Origin of the sequence: Aquisalimonas lutea, from assembly GCF_030409225.1 — a bacterium.
GTDB classification, from domain to species: Bacteria; Pseudomonadota; Gammaproteobacteria; order Nitrococcales; family Aquisalimonadaceae; genus Aquisalimonas; species Aquisalimonas lutea.
In genome coordinates, this window is sequence record NZ_JAUFPK010000001.1 from 1,409,157 (window position 1) to 1,423,070 (window position 13,914).

Annotated in this window: 14 protein-coding genes and 1 riboswitch; of the genes, 5 read left to right on the top strand and 9 right to left on the bottom strand. The window is 63.2% G+C overall.

All coding sequences use genetic code 11. From position 1 onward, the window contains the following. Positions 1 to 10: 10 nt before the first annotated feature. A complete protein-coding gene (locus tag QWY84_RS06600) occupies positions 11 to 445 on the bottom strand; it encodes a hypothetical protein (RefSeq protein WP_290201694.1) in 435 nt (144 codons plus the stop codon). 320 nt (positions 446 to 765) lie between these two features. On the opposite strand from QWY84_RS06600, the gene QWY84_RS20070 reads away from it, so the two are divergent. Then, positions 766 to 960 (top strand): helix-turn-helix domain-containing protein, encoded by a 195-nt coding sequence (locus tag QWY84_RS20070; RefSeq protein WP_353959884.1) that lies wholly within the window; start codon positions 766 to 768, stop codon positions 958 to 960. 55 nt (positions 961 to 1,015) lie between these two features. On the opposite strand, the gene QWY84_RS06605 is transcribed toward QWY84_RS20070, so the two are convergent. Further along, positions 1,016 to 1,159 carry a hypothetical protein gene (locus QWY84_RS06605; protein WP_290201695.1) on the bottom strand — a complete coding sequence of 48 codons (144 nt, stop codon included), beginning with the start codon at positions 1,157 to 1,159 and terminating at the stop codon, positions 1,016 to 1,018. A gap of 352 nt (positions 1,160 to 1,511) precedes the next feature. Here QWY84_RS06605 and QWY84_RS06610 point away from each other — a divergent pair, with 352 nt between their 5' ends. Continuing rightward, a complete protein-coding gene (locus QWY84_RS06610) occupies positions 1,512 to 1,853 on the top strand; it encodes a hypothetical protein (protein WP_290201696.1) in 342 nt (113 codons plus the stop codon). Positions 1,854 to 1,889: 36 nt separating this feature from the next. Further along, positions 1,890 to 2,300, top strand: a complete 411-nt coding sequence (locus QWY84_RS06615) for an antitoxin Xre/MbcA/ParS toxin-binding domain-containing protein (protein WP_290201697.1) — start codon at positions 1,890 to 1,892, stop codon at positions 2,298 to 2,300. A 265-nt stretch (positions 2,301 to 2,565) separates the two neighbouring features. On the opposite strand, the gene QWY84_RS06620 is transcribed toward QWY84_RS06615, so the two are convergent. The 3 genes from QWY84_RS06620 to QWY84_RS06630 form a co-directional block, all read right to left on the bottom strand. Then, a complete protein-coding gene (locus tag QWY84_RS06620; RefSeq protein ID WP_290201698.1) occupies positions 2,566 to 4,092 on the bottom strand; it encodes a sensor domain-containing diguanylate cyclase in 1,527 nt (508 codons plus the stop codon). A 298-nt stretch (positions 4,093 to 4,390) separates the two neighbouring features. Further along, entirely contained in the window at positions 4,391 to 5,638 is a 1,248-nt protein-coding gene (locus QWY84_RS06625; RefSeq protein ID WP_290201699.1) for a hypothetical protein, read from the bottom strand. 61 nt (positions 5,639 to 5,699) lie between these two features. Next, positions 5,700 to 6,188: a GAF domain-containing protein gene (locus QWY84_RS06630; RefSeq protein ID WP_290201701.1), complete on the bottom strand. Its 489-nt coding sequence runs from the start codon at positions 6,186 to 6,188 to the stop codon at positions 5,700 to 5,702. Between the two features lie 355 nt (positions 6,189 to 6,543). Beyond that, positions 6,544 to 6,631: riboswitch (cyclic di-GMP riboswitch) on the top strand. A 91-nt stretch (positions 6,632 to 6,722) separates the two neighbouring features. On the opposite strand from QWY84_RS06630, the gene QWY84_RS06635 reads away from it, so the two are divergent. After that, entirely contained in the window at positions 6,723 to 8,876 is a 2,154-nt protein-coding gene (locus QWY84_RS06635; protein WP_290201702.1) for a sensor domain-containing protein, read from the top strand. Positions 8,877 to 9,385: 509 nt separating this feature from the next. Here QWY84_RS06635 and QWY84_RS06640 read toward each other — a convergent pair. The 4 genes from QWY84_RS06640 to QWY84_RS06655 all read right to left on the bottom strand — a co-directional run bounded on the left by QWY84_RS06640 (position 9,386) and on the right by QWY84_RS06655 (position 12,817). Beyond that, positions 9,386 to 9,934: an HD domain-containing protein gene (locus QWY84_RS06640; RefSeq protein ID WP_290201704.1), complete on the bottom strand. Its 549-nt coding sequence runs from the start codon at positions 9,932 to 9,934 to the stop codon at positions 9,386 to 9,388. Between the two features lie 46 nt (positions 9,935 to 9,980). After that, positions 9,981 to 10,481, bottom strand: a complete 501-nt coding sequence (locus tag QWY84_RS06645; RefSeq protein WP_290201705.1) for a hypothetical protein — start codon at positions 10,479 to 10,481, stop codon at positions 9,981 to 9,983. 463 nt (positions 10,482 to 10,944) lie between these two features. Then, complete coding sequence (locus QWY84_RS06650; RefSeq protein WP_353959885.1) at positions 10,945 to 11,862, bottom strand: histone deacetylase family protein; 918 nt, start codon at positions 11,860 to 11,862, stop codon at positions 10,945 to 10,947. A 205-nt stretch (positions 11,863 to 12,067) separates the two neighbouring features. Beyond that, positions 12,068 to 12,817 (bottom strand): glycosyltransferase, encoded by a 750-nt coding sequence (locus QWY84_RS06655; RefSeq protein ID WP_290202690.1) that lies wholly within the window; start codon positions 12,815 to 12,817, stop codon positions 12,068 to 12,070. A 446-nt stretch (positions 12,818 to 13,263) separates the two neighbouring features. Here QWY84_RS06655 and QWY84_RS06660 point away from each other — a divergent pair, with 446 nt between their 5' ends. Further along, entirely contained in the window at positions 13,264 to 13,779 is a 516-nt protein-coding gene (locus QWY84_RS06660; RefSeq protein WP_290201710.1) for a DUF6933 domain-containing protein, read from the top strand. Positions 13,780 to 13,914: the final 135 nt, after the last annotated feature.

A 13,914-nucleotide genomic window follows, 5' to 3' on the forward strand; every position in this document is an offset into this window, starting at 1 on the left:
CGGGTCATTTTCAATCCACGGGCTCCATCTCGCGTCGCGCGGCGTCGACGACACGCTGCGGGTCATGCTGCAGCACCTCGGCTGGCTTGCGCCCGTCGAGTAGCGCGTTCTCCGTGTCCATCCAGAACGCGATATCCCACGGGTCTTCATCGGAGCGCAGGAGCGCCAGAACGGTCTCCATCTCCGGCGCAGGCTGGCCATTGACGGTGAACTGAAAGCCCGGGTAGCGCAATCCCCGCCGAGTCTTCACCCTGAAGATGCGGCCTTCCTTCGCCCAGCGGGCGGCCGTCGTGTTGCCGTTATTGCTCGTCGCGCCGGCCAGCTCATTGACCTGCTCTGCCAAGAGCATTGTGCACGTCTGGCAGAAATCGCTCTGCCAGCGAAGACGCAGCCGGGCTTGGTACCGAGATGCCTCGATGACCTTGTCGACATCATCCTGAACCATGGCAAGCATCTCCCGACGATCAGTGTCACGTCATTATCGTCATTTTACGCACGCATACCATCGACGTCCTTGAGCGCTGAAGCGCAGAGAGACCCTTCGTGGCCTTCCTGGAAGGCGGGCTTCGTCTTTCCAACTCTATTGTGATTTTCAAGCGTCAACCGTATTCTCTGTCCCATTCCAGTGGGAGAGAAAGCGAGTACGCCACTATGCCAAAGCTCGCTCCACCAATACCCCCGGGTGACGACCGATACGACGACTGGGAACGCGTCTTTGCGATGCTCCATCGTGGTGAGATGACCATCGGCGAGGGGGTGCGCCACATGCGCCGCCGGTGGGCTGGCCTGCGTCAAAAAGACCTGGCACGAATATGCAACGTGTCCGTCAACACCCTTTCGGCCATTGAACGAGATGCCCCGGGCGTGAAAATCGAAACCCTCAACCGCGTTCTCAGTCCCTTTGGTTCCGAGGTGGGAATCAGGAGGAAGCCTCCGGATCCCCCTCCCTGGGCACCGTAACCCGGCCTCCCGGCTCGGCAGGCTGACACCCTGCCGAACCGGGCCGCCCGCAACTTCACTCAAGCTCGGGACAGAGCGTGTCCGGGTCCTGGCAAAACGCACGCACCCCGTCATCATCCATCGTCGCGACGATCTGGACCTCCCAGGGTTTGCGTTCCCGGATGACATCGGCAAAGCGATAGAGCATGATCGCGATCAAAAGCTACTCTCGACCGGCCCGGGAAGGCGATTGAAGCCGATTGGCGGGCACGGCGTGGTAGGCGGCACCCTGTTCTTCGTAGAGGTCCGCGGCGCCTCGCACGAGATCCTTGTTCCGCCCTTTCTTCAGCATCCCGATCAGGATCTTGTCCCCGAGGCGAGGCGCCGGCGAGGCAAGCCGGATGCCTCGGCCTCATTTAAGCCGTGCGCTCGGGGTTTATAACGCGCTCGTAGGCCGATTGTAATCCGAGGCCAAATGCCTTGGCCTCATTGAGGCTTACCAGATTATGTACGTAGCTCAACTTGGCTAATATCGGACTTTTCCCTGAAAACCGGCGCCGCGGTCACGCTCGATGCAAGCGTCCCCGGTGCTTGCGATCCGTGCGGACAACCGAGGCCAGCAGCACGTCTGCACGATGGACTGCATAGGCTTCCCGCGCACCAAGGCGGGCCGGAGTAAGCGTGTCCAAGGCTTGCAGACCGGAGATCTGGTGCGGCCCGACCAAAAACGCGGCAAGTACCGAGGCATCCATGTCGGCCCGCTGGCCGGGGTGCGCGCCGATGGCCGGGTGGACGTCAAGACATTGCTCGGCAAGATCACAACTACGGCAAGGATGCTCAAGTGCAGAGTCTCGACCAATCCCAAAAGGAAGGATGGTGCCTCCTTTTTGCTTGAATTTGGTTACGGTCTATGATGCATGAAAGTAGCAAGACCGTAACAGGTAGACGCCATGCGTACCGAGTCCACTGTCGAGCCCGGCCAGACATCGCTCCCATCAACCTATGATCGGTTTGTCAAGCAGTTGCGCCAGGCCTCCCAAAGCGTTGTCATCTCGCCGAGGGTCTTTCAAAAGGCAATGGCGTTTTCGCAAGGCGATATTGCGGCATTGGCGCATGTCCATCGGGTAACGGTCTCCCGCAGCCCGGAGAATCCACAGATCCAGGGGTTCATGCGGGAGGCGTTGCGTGTTCTCAGTAACGCCGCACAGATCCATGACGACTTCCGTGAAGTCGCGTTCTGGTTCCGCAATGAGCCTTTGTCCGCCTTTGGCCACAAGACGCCGGCGGAGCTCGTGAGCGAGGGGAGAACGGATGACGTGATTGCCTATGTGCAGTCCCTTGATGCCGGGGTGTCTGGTTGATTGTTACGCGCTGCGCGGGCGCGCGGACTGCCCCGCCGGACGGTATGTCGATCCTCGACGGCAAGAGGGCTTTCACGCGTCAAGATCTGGACACGGAGGCAACCTCGCATCGCCGATGGTAGACGACGCCAGGCGTCGCAGTAGTTGGCTGTGCGCCGCATCGCAATACGTCAAATCCGGCGCCGATTGCCAGACGAAGGGCGGATACCAATGACAACGGCCCTTCAGCCCAGGCGCGGAGGTCGCTGGCGGGCACATGGGCTTGTCACGACGCGTGGAAAAACTCCACCCGGTTACGTCCCCGTTCCTTGGCGTCATAGAGGGCGCGATCCGCCTCCCGAACGAGTGAGGAGGGGCCTTCGTGGCGGCAGGTACTGGGGTTGTAGACAGTTACACCGACCGACGCGGTCACCCGCAGCGTAGCTCCGTTGTCCGTCTCGCAGACTTGTGCCTCGACGGCGGCGCGGAGTCGCTCCATGACGTGGTGGGCATGTTCTTCCAGCGCGCCTGGCAGAACGATCACAAATTCCTCGCCACCGTATCGGCCCACAAGATCCCCGTCGCGCACATGACTCTGGAGTACATTGGCGGTTTGGATGAGCACTTGGTCACCGACGGGGTGACCGTGGACGTCATTGATGGCCTTGAAATAGTCGAGATCGAGAAAGCCAACCGCCAGGGGCCACCCATTGTCTTCGGCAAGGGCGAACTCGGCTTCGAGCCGCTGGTCAAGATGCCACCGATTGCTGACCCCCGTGAGGCCATCGCGTTGGGCAGTGTCCTGCCACTGCTGGGAGTGGCGTTCAAACTCCTCGGCCTGGCGATGTTTTGTGGATACTTCGCGGATGAGGTCCAGGTTTCGGGCTATCAGAACTTCCCGGGCCTGATCGACGATCCCTGCGGCCAACGCTGCAGAGACGATCTCCGTGTCGAAGATCTGCGCAATCTCCGGGATCTCGTTGGAGACCCCTTCGAGGACAGCCCCGAGCTGGTCCTGGCCGAGCCCTGTTCGACGGTTGGCTTCCACGATGACGTCCTCGGTTGCGCCCGCGCCCTCCGGGTTCACGAAGACTTCGGCGATGCGACTGGCGACGGCAACGCAGGCCGCGGCACAATACTGCCCGTCGGGTTCGACCACCGCTGGGTTATGGCTGCCCAGCGTGGCGAGGACCACATAATTTGGGATCTGCCACTGACGCATCAGCCAGGCACCGGCCTGACTATGATCGCAACCGAATGTCGCCAGCTCGCGCTCGATGAGCGTGTCGTGGCCTGATTGATCGCCGGCAATCTCCGCATACGCCTCCGGCAGCGCCGCGTGCAACGCGAGTATGCCGATATCCTGCAGCAGTGCGGCGAGAAACAGTTCCTCGCCATCGCTGCGGCCGAGCTGATGCCCGAGTTGACGGCATGCCACAGCGCCCGCAAGCGCCCGGCGCCAGACATAGTCGGTCAGTTGAGCTGCTCCGGATGATATTCGCAGGCAGTCGGCCAGAGAAAAACTCAAGGCCAAGGTGATCGCGGCATTGAACCCGAGAACGGACACGGCCTGGTGCAGGTTATCTGCCGAGCGCCGACGGGCATAGATAGAGGAGTTGCTCACGCGCAGCACGCGGCTGGCGAGCGCCGGATCGCGGGAGATGATCCGCGTGAGCTGTGCGGGATCGGCTTCCGGGTCACGTGCGAGTTCCACGATCTGCACCGCCACGCTCGAGAGCGTCGGCAACGTGGGGCAATACGTCAGGGCATCACGAACCGTTGGCGGCAGCGTCAGTTTGTCCTTGTCTTGCACTCACTCGTCCTCGCCTGGAAACCCTTGATGCATTCTGGCCAACCCACCAACGTCAGTGTGAGCCGGGCCTTCCGCGTTGATTGCTACATTGCATACCCGTATTAAACGAAAAGTATGTGAGCTATGCAACAAAAAGCGCGACGGTATCATCGCGGATGCGCTTGCACTGCGTCCACTGGGGGACGTCGGTCCCACGTGCTTGCCTGAGCCGGAACAGATGCCAAGACGCGCCAATAGCTGGTGCCGAGACAAAAGCTGGAGATGGGGCGACGTCTCGGTCGGTTTGACAGCTCCGCGGTCATGATAGGGCAGCGTCTTCGTGCAGCGTTGACTGAATCGCGTTTTCCAGGGTCTGGTACTTCTCGACCTGCTTCTCCAGGCGCTCCGTCTTCGTGCGCTCCTGGCGCAGCGCCTGGTGCAGGCGGTCGAGTTCTGCGTCCTTGCGTGCGTCATCCTCCTTTTCCTTGCTGGTGTCCTGGTTCTGGGCGGCGGGGACGAAGCTCGTATTCTCTTCCTGGCTCAGGCGAATGAGATTGCGCACCCGCTGGCGCAGGCGCCGGTTCTCCTTCTCCAGGCTGCGGGCGGTACTCTCGGCATCCTGGTTGTTCTTCTTCAGCCGCTGGATCTCGCGGCTGTAGTTCTGGCGGATCACCTGCTGGGCCTGCTCGGCGCGCTCGAGCTTGAACTCAAGATCGGAGATCGCCTCGTTCTGGTCGTTGAGCACGGCCGGGAACTTCTGACTGGCCGCATCCATGCGCGATGACGCCGTGTCGACGACTTTGTGCATGCGATCCATGCGCTGTTGCCGTCGCCGGGCCCGCTGCGCTTGCTTCGGGTTGGCTTCGTCGTAGCTTGGTGCAGTAGCTTCGAGGTAGTCGTCGAGAGCGGCCCGATCGTTGGCGTAGGTCTGCATAGCATCCTGAATGGCCTTCGCCGTTGCCGCGTCGGTCGAAAGCCCGCGTAGCGTCTCCCGCAAGGCGACGTTCTCGGCGCTCTCGCGCTGAGCGTAGCGGTGCAGACGCAGCCAGGCATCGCGAAACGGAGATAGCTGCTGGATCTCCCGACGCTGGCGCTCGGCTTGCTCTTCGCGCTCTTTCAGGCTACGTCGAAGTGCGTGGTTGGTGTCCTGCTTGGCGCTGGAGGAGGACCCCGCACCGTCGAGGGCGTTCGGGTCCATGGCGCGAACGGCGTCGATGAGGGCCTTGGTCGAGGCGGTGCGCAGGTCCCAGATCTTGGTGTCGCGGTCACGGGCGGCTTCCGTATGCTTCTTGTCCTCCTCCAGGATGCGGCGCTCCAGGTTCTCGAGCCGGGTCTCGGCGCCCCTCTGACGGTGGCGGCGCATCGCGAGCGTGCTCAGGCGGTCGTTGAGAAAGCGCAGGTGCGCGTCGCGGCGCTGGAGGAGATAGCGCTTCTCGGACTTGAACGCCTGGGCTTCGGTGAAGGCCTTGCGGTAGAGCCACCAGGACACACCCCCGAGCGCGGCCGAGACGATGGCTACCTCGACCGCAACGATGAGGAAGGTCAGGAACAGGGACGAGCTTTCCATGGCGAATTCCCGGGATGATGCCCCCGACGCCCCGGTCGGGGTTGTATGGAGAATTGGCCGCTCAGCAGGCGCGGCGCCGCATCAGCGACGGCACCAACAACGACGCAACGGCGCTCGTCATCTCGACAGCGCGCGGCTCAGGCGAACCTACACGGTTCGTGTACACCGCGAGAGTTCCTAGCAAACCATGGTCGGGTGTGATGATCGGCGTCGACCAGCACGAGCGAAGCTCGGCTCTACGCGCCGCCGTTCGAACGTTCTTCCAGCGCGGATCACGCTGAATGTCGCGAGTGACAATGGTGTTGCGCCAGTAGGCCGCTGCCCCACAACTCCCGAATTGAGCACCGACCCGAATCCTGCGGGTCCGCTGGCGCAACAGGGTCGGCAGGGAGTTGCCGGCGATGAGCTGTAGCGTTGCCGTGGCAGCATCGAATGCCATGACCGAGGCGACGCTCCCTCGGATCTCTCGCTCTAGAAGGTGGCAGAGGGCTTCCGGCGCGATTCTCTGAGAGGTATCAATGCGCGCCTGGCTACCCCGAATACAGGACACTGAACCCCCGTGTCGATGCTGACGGAATTGGCTGACGGCAGCCGCATCCTCGTTCTGAAACGATCATTAAGGAATCCCGAGCGGCAGTCTACGGCGTGACAATGTGGTGGAATGTGATGCGCATCACACGGCGACAACGGCCAGAACCATGTGGGGGCATTTGCAATAACAACGCTGGAACCCTCGGGAACCGCAACCGTATTCGTTGAATCGAAGTACACAGGGACTATACGGCGTAACCAATTAGAGGTATTCGCCAAGCTGAGGACGTGCAGTTCAATTGACTGTAGTATCGCAAATTGATCCAATGCCGTTCGATTAGGTTTTGGATACAACGGCAGCGACCCGATTCAAAACCGTAAACGGGCAACCCCGGCCGAAAGGCGGGCACGCAAAGCCGACAGTCTAAGGGATCTTGATCCTATGGCAGTGGGGCCGCCGGGTGAACTACGTCAGGGTGCGGTCCGTCATCGCTCGCGGCGTGCACACTTCCTCCGTGCTGGCCCGTAGCGTAAGACAGGCGAGTATCCTCCCATGGCCTCATCTCCGCGCATCGACCACGAACGTCTCTTCGCGTGCTCCCCGAATCCGGTTGCCGTCCTCAATTCCGATTGCACCGTCGTCGCTGCAAATCATGCCTACGAGGCGGTTGTCGGCCTGCCACGAAAAGAGCTGGTCGGGCGCACCATCTTTGATCTCTATGCCGCGACGAGCGAGCACGGTCTAGACCCGAATACCCTGAACGCCTCGCTGCAACGGGTGCTCGACCACGGTGACACGGACGCGATCGGGCCTGCTGCGGGGGGCGTCGCGCCGAGTGGCGATCCCCACAAGCGTGACGGAGGAAGGCGCCTGCCAACATGTGTCAACACCCCGGTATGCGATGACTGGGGACGCGTGACCCACATCCTGCACTGTGCCGTCACCATGCATGGGGACGTGTCCAGGCCGGCCTCTCCCGCGGAAGGGCCGGTATCGCGCACTCACACCAGACACGCCCTGCAGGTCGACGGGCAGCGGATGCGGGAGATGTTCGAACAGGCCCCGGGCTTCATGACGGTCCTGCGCGGGCCCGACCATGTCTTCGAGCTGGCGAACAACGCCTACTACCAGCTCGTCGGCCACCGCGAGATCATCGGCAAGCCCGTGCGCGAGGCCCTGCCCGAGCTCGCCGGGCAGGGTTTCTACGAGTTGCTCGACCAGGTCTACGCCACCGGCGAGCCGTTTATCGGGCGCGCCATGCCCATCCAATTCCAGCCCCGGCCTGGCGCCCCGTTGGAGACGAAACACATTGACTTCATCTATCAGGCGATGGTCGATGACGACGGCGCCGTGACGGGGCTTTTCGTCCAGGGTCACGACGTCAGCGAAGCCCATGCGCTGGCCCAGCAGGTGAGCTACCAGGCGACCCATGACACGCTCACCGGCCTCGGCAACCGGCGCAAGTTCGAGCAGGAGCTGGACGAGGCGGTTCAGCGACCCGGTGGACAAGAAATGGTCCATGCCCTGCTGTATCTCGATGTCGACCAGTTCAAGGTAGTAAACGACACGTGCGGCCATGCGGCCGGTGACGAGCTGCTACGGCGTGTGGCGCAGGCCATGCGCGAGGAGCTCGGCAACCACGGCACGCTGGCGCGTCTCGGTGGCGACGAGTTCGCACTTTTGCTGGATGGCTGCTCGCTGGAATGTGGCCGGCAATGGGCTGAAGCGCTGCGCCAGTGCGTCGCGGACATCGACTTCGTCTGGGGCAGTCGCCGGTTCGGGGGCAGCATCAGCGTCGGCGTCGTTACCTTCGGCGGCGAACGCGTCAACGCGGAAGAGATCTTGAGCACGGCCGACTCGGCGTGCTTTCTCGCCAAGGAGAAGGGCCGCAACCGGGTGCATGTGCACAGCGCCGATGATGACGAACTCACTAGCCGATTGCGCGAGATGGACTGGGTGAGCCGGTTGCGGCAGGCGATGGATGAGCAGCGCCTCGTTTTGTATGTACAAGATATCGCGCCGCTGCAGCATGACATCGGACCGTTGAATCGTCAGGAGGTTCTTGTGCGCCTACTGGACACCGACGGGGTCATTGTGCCGCCCATGGCCTTTATCCCGGCGGCGGAGCGATACAGCGTCATGCCCACGATCGACCGCTACGTCGTTCGGGCAGCCTTCCGTCACTACATGGCGCTTGATGCGGACCAGCGCAAGGCGAGGTACTACTCGATCAATCTCTCGGGCACCACGCTGAATGACGACACCTTCGTGTCGTTCATCGAGCAGGAGGTGGCCGACCACGGCATACCCGCCCGGCGCTTTTGCTTCGAGATTACTGAGACGGCGGCAATCGCTAACCTCACGCGCACGGCCAGTGTCGTTCACGCCCTCCGCCAGCTTGGATTCTCCTTCGCCCTGGATGATTTCGGTAGCGGCATGTCCTCGTTTTCCTATCTCAAGCACTTGCCCGTGGACTTCATTAAGATCGACGGGGAGTTCGTCCGGAACATTCTCGATGACGACGTCGATCGGGCCGTAGTGCGATCGATCACCGATGTTGCTCATACCATGGGAATCCGCACGGTTGCCGAGTTCGTCGACAACGACGCAGTCGCGGCGCTCTTGTGGGAGCTGGGCGTCGACTTCGCCCAAGGCTTCGGAGTCCACAAGCCCGAGCCGATTGAACGTCGTAGAGGCCGTTCATGATCTCTGTGTGACACATGTGAAGGACCGGCACATCCCTTCCAGTATGCCGCCGCAGATTGGTTGAACTGGCTATCGCTGACAGCAGTGGCAGTAGCCGCCATCCAACACTCACCGAAGGGCTCGCGTAACGCGACGGATACGGACCCCCAACAAAACGATCGACCCAATCAACGATCCGGATTGAGCGGCATCCTTGGATCGCAGCGGAACAGACGTCAGGTCGGGAACTTGAGGCGATCAGTAAGCTATCCACGAGCGACGCCTACCGGACTGGCGCCTTGACCGGTAGACTTCTCATTCGCTTGCCTCCTCGCCCATATTGTCCGCCGCGCCTGCTAGTCCTCGACTGCCCACTGAGCGCAGCGGATGCCCGGTTCACTCTTACCACAACCGCAACGGCTTGGCTCTTCCAGACACCCCGGATAGACCAGACGACTCGGCTCCTCGGAGGATTGTAGACACGTCGTGCGGCTGCCCGGCGTGTACTTGGCCGCCGTGGGAGCCGGCCGTCAGGCCGATTGCGGCAGGTTTCGCCTGGCCTCATGGAGCACGGACCGGGCGACGGCAAGCAGGCGCGCATCGGCGCGCGTGAGCACGCCTACCACCGCTTCTTTCTCCGGCACGTACATTTGGGCAAAGTCGGGGTCGTGGCCGACAATACTCGAGGCGTTGCTCACGACATCGGCCGCCTTGATCGTCTGTGCCGCCGCCGAGGCGCCGGCGAGATGGTCGCGGTCACGCGCTTTGCGCTGAGCGCGGTTGCCGTCGGCCGCGGTCGAGACGTCGGTGAGCTCGGCGACCATCCGGGCAACAGGGGGCCCGAACCGGGCTGCCACCTCGTCGATGGTGGTCGGCGTGTCCTCGATGATGTCGTGGAGATACGCCGCGGCGATCACACCCGGCGCACGGGTCACCGTCGCCACCAGGCCTGCGACCTCCGCAAGGTGCGAGAGGTAGGGCTCGCCAGTGTACTTGCGCACCTGCCCATGGTGGCGCTCCATGACAAAGCGCAGCGCCTCCAGGGGCAGGTTGTCCGTGGTGATGGCGTACGGCTCCATGGTCACGATCCCGTGTGCAGCTCCCTGATGCTTTCAGAGTACCAAGTCAGGCTACGGGCTCCATCTCCCGCTGTGCCGCCTCGACGACAGACTGCGGGTGATCCTGCAGAACATCGGCCGGCTTCCTCCCGTCAAGCAGCGCGTTCTCGGTGTCCATCCAGAAGGCAACACCCCACGGATCCTCCGCGGCTTCGAGGGTGGCCAGCACCGCCTCCATCTCCGGCACCGGGCGCCCGTCCGAGCGGAACTGGAAGCCGGGATAGCGCAGGCCCCGGCCCGTGGGCAGGCCGAGAATCCGCCCCTGCTTCGCCCAGCGGGTGGCCGTGGCGTTGGCGTTCGCACTCGTCGAGCCGGCCAGCTCATGAATCTGCTTTGCCGAGAGCATCGCGTAGGTCTGGCAGAAATCGGTCTGCCAGCGCAGGCTCAGCCGGGCCTGGTACAGACACACCTCGGTGAGCTCGTCGTCGGGCAACGGGCGCAGCAGCTCGATGACCTTCTCGAGGATCGCGTCGGTGGCGGCCACGTTCGTCGCCTCGATCAGTTGCATGACCCGCTCGGCGAGCGCAGCGTGCCTGGCCGCGCCGCCTTGGTCCCCTTGGGCCTGTCCGGACGGTGGGCCTGTCTCCGCGGGGTCGTCCATCTCCTCATATGCCATGAAGTAACTCTGATTATTAACTATACCGTTATTCTAGTTACTCGACGCCTACCTTGCCATCTGCATCCGCACCCGCGTGACGCCTGAGCCCTTGGCGACCTCGGGATCCGGCCGAACCCCATTGAGCTGGCAGCTTGGCTTGCATTCCGCACACACACCCCAGCCAAGCGTGCACTCGTGCCCGCGAAACCACGACGACCCGCGCCTTACGGGCCGATGCGCCAGGCAAGGTATGGCGCGACGCGTAACACAGCGGCTGCGATTCCAGGGACGTCAACCTGCCGAAATCCGCCCCAGGGCTGGCCTCACAAGCGATCGGTGGGGTCGTGTGTGATCGGTTCACTCGGCTCCGGCGTCAACCGCCTGCCTGGTTCCAGTGGTTGATGGCCGCTTGATGGAGGAGCGCGTGGCGCGCGGCAAGCGCCTCGATATCACGGTCATAGCCGCCACCGATGACCGCGGCAACGGGCACGCCCGCGCTGCGGCAGGCGCGGATGACGTATTCGTCGCGTTGACGGATGCCGGCGTCCGTGAGCGCGAGATGGCCCAGGCGATCGCGCTCGTGGACGTCCACGCCCGCATCATAGATCACGACATCGGGCCGGAATTGCTCGAGCAGCTCCGGGAGCCGGGCAGCCAGCGCGTCCAGGTAGGTGTCGTCAGCCATGCCTTTGGGCAGAGCAACGTCGAGATCGCCGTGCTGCTTCCGGGCGGGGAAGTTCGTGCCGGCATGCATGGAGAAGGTAAAGACCTCGGGCACGTCTTGAAACAGCGCCGCCGTGCCGTCGCCCTGATGAACATCGAGATCGACCACGAGAACCCGCCGCACCCAGCCCCGTGCGAGGGCATGAGCGGCCGCGACAGCGATGTCATTGATCAGGCAGTAGCCGCTGGCCGTATCGGCGTGGGCATGATGGGTGCCACCGGCCGTATTGAGTGCGAGGCCCTCCGCCAGCGCCGCCTCGACGGTCAGCAGTGTCCCCGCGGTCTCCAGGCGCACCCGCGAGACCAGCTCCTCGGACCATTGAAAGCCGCTGCGTCGCTGCGCGATCCGATCCACACGGCCCCCGAAGAAAGCCTCGATGTAGTCGCGGGTATGGACGCGCCGCAGTGCGTCCCGGTCAACCGGCTCGGGCTGGAGCCAGTCAATCGCCGCGCCCGCCGCGAGAGGGCATAGTTGCTCGCGAAGCGCGGTGAACTTGCGCATGGGGAACGGGTGCGCAGCAGGCAGCTCGATGGTGTAGCCAGGGTGGTGTATGAACGGCAAGCCCATCATCGGCACTCATGCGCTTGGCAACGGCGGCACTGCATCCTGTGCCGTATGTTAATCATTCGGCGTGATGCGCGGCTCCGGAACACTCCGAGTCGGCAACCCACAGGCCGCCTGACGACCCATCGGCTTTCGCGGTCGCCAGGTTCCGCTCCAGGTTCCGCGACACCCCCTTTCCCTACGGCCCGTGCACTTGAGCACGGACAGTCTACTGTCCATCGTCGCGCCGTTTTACGGACGCGTTGCTGTGCTCGGCCGGACGCCGGTACCAGAACCAGCTCAGGCGCCGGAACCGCCCTGCCCAGGGGAACAGCAGGAAGGTCAGAAGCACCAGTGCATGTTGCCAGGGAGCATACCAGTGCACCTTGCGCGCCGAACTTACGACGGGGCGGATCGCGAGGATACGCAATGCCAGGCCGTGCCTGCTCCCTTCCCGGCGCAGCGCACGCGAGTAGCCCAGCTCGTCGCCGGCGTAGACCCGCTCGTCAAACCCGCCAACGGCGTCATGGAACTCGGCCCGGGCAAAGAGGAAACACCCGGCAGCCAAGCCGAGCCTGTGCGAGAGCCCATTCCAGGCGCCCAGCCCCAGTGTGTACAGGCGCGACACCGAGGCATCCAGTGCAACCGGTGCGCCGCCGCCAACGAAGCCATCATGTAGTGCATCCCGAACGGCGGCCAGGTGCTCGGCTGTGACCAGGGTGTCGGCGTCCAGGAATAGGAGCCACGGGGCCGACGCCTCCCGAGCCCCTGTGTTCCGAGCCCGGGCGATCCGCCGCTCGGGCTCGCACACCACCCGGGCACCCCAGGCGCAGGCGACCTCCATGGTGCCATCGGTGGAGGCGTTGTCGACGACGAGGACTTCCACCTCGAGGCCCAAGCCCGGCAACGCGCTGCGAAGCGATTCCAGAGTGCGTGGCAAGTATGCGGCCTCGTTCCAGGCCGGTATGACAATCGACAGCGCCGGCTCACTGGAAGGCTTGGCCTGCTGTTGCGTGCAAGACGGTTCACAATGGCCGTTGGGCCTGTGGCGTTCCGGAGAGCGCGCAAAAGACAGAGATCGGGACGCAATCATCGGCACACGCTACACCGCCCTCGCCGCCTGCCATACACCGGATATGGAGCAAAAGGATCCGTCAACAGCCACCTTCTCCGGGTAATGCTCTCGTTCAACCGAGCCCACAGGCGGGCGTATTGACGCCCGGACGGCCATTCCCGGTCCGCCACCGTCATGGCACGCGCAGATGGGTGCTCCCTACTTCCTGCACGTGCAAAGATGGCAGGAGCCCTCAAGCCAAATGCCGAGAATCCGGAGGTCCTCTGGAGGCCCCTCAAGAGACCCTCGCGGGGACCGGCGAAGCAAGAGCAGGCTTTGGGCAAAATGGGTCCGGTTACCGGAGGCAGGGCATGCAGTTGCTCAAGTGTACGAAGAAGCTCCGCAAAGAGGCGCAGATCGGCAAAGCGGACTTGACCGTCGACGCCCCGGACCCGTCCCTGCTCGGGAGTTGGCATGCCAACCTTATCCATATCGGGGGGAGGAAGTGCGTGCTGTTCGTCAACGACACCACGCTGACCAACTTCCTGGCCCCTGATGCGCGTCGTGTGGACATCCGCCGCCTTGGCGATTTGTTCCGGAGCTACCTCGCACCCGTGCTCGTCGATCTTGGCATCACTGACGCCGTCCGCCAACGGATCATGGCGGAGTATGAGGACATGGCCTTTGCGAACACCGACAGCCGACGCATCCTCGGGTCGGCGAATGACTTCGCGTTCCACTACGAACTCGCTATCCGGTCAGCCGGAGGCGTGCAAAGCCCCTCGGTGCCGGGGATTATCCGCAAGATGAACGAAATGCCCATGAGTGCCCTGCAGTACCGCTATCCGGTCGATGCCCTCCACACCCTTTGTCAGCCGTCGCGTTGATCGCCATCCACCACAATTGTGGTCTGCACCGGATCTATTGCAATGCAGCATTTTCCCTCGGGATCCATCTCGGTCATCGGTGCTTGGGTTGCGCCCATTCGGCGTGCATCACCCCGAATGTCGCGAGTGGCAAAC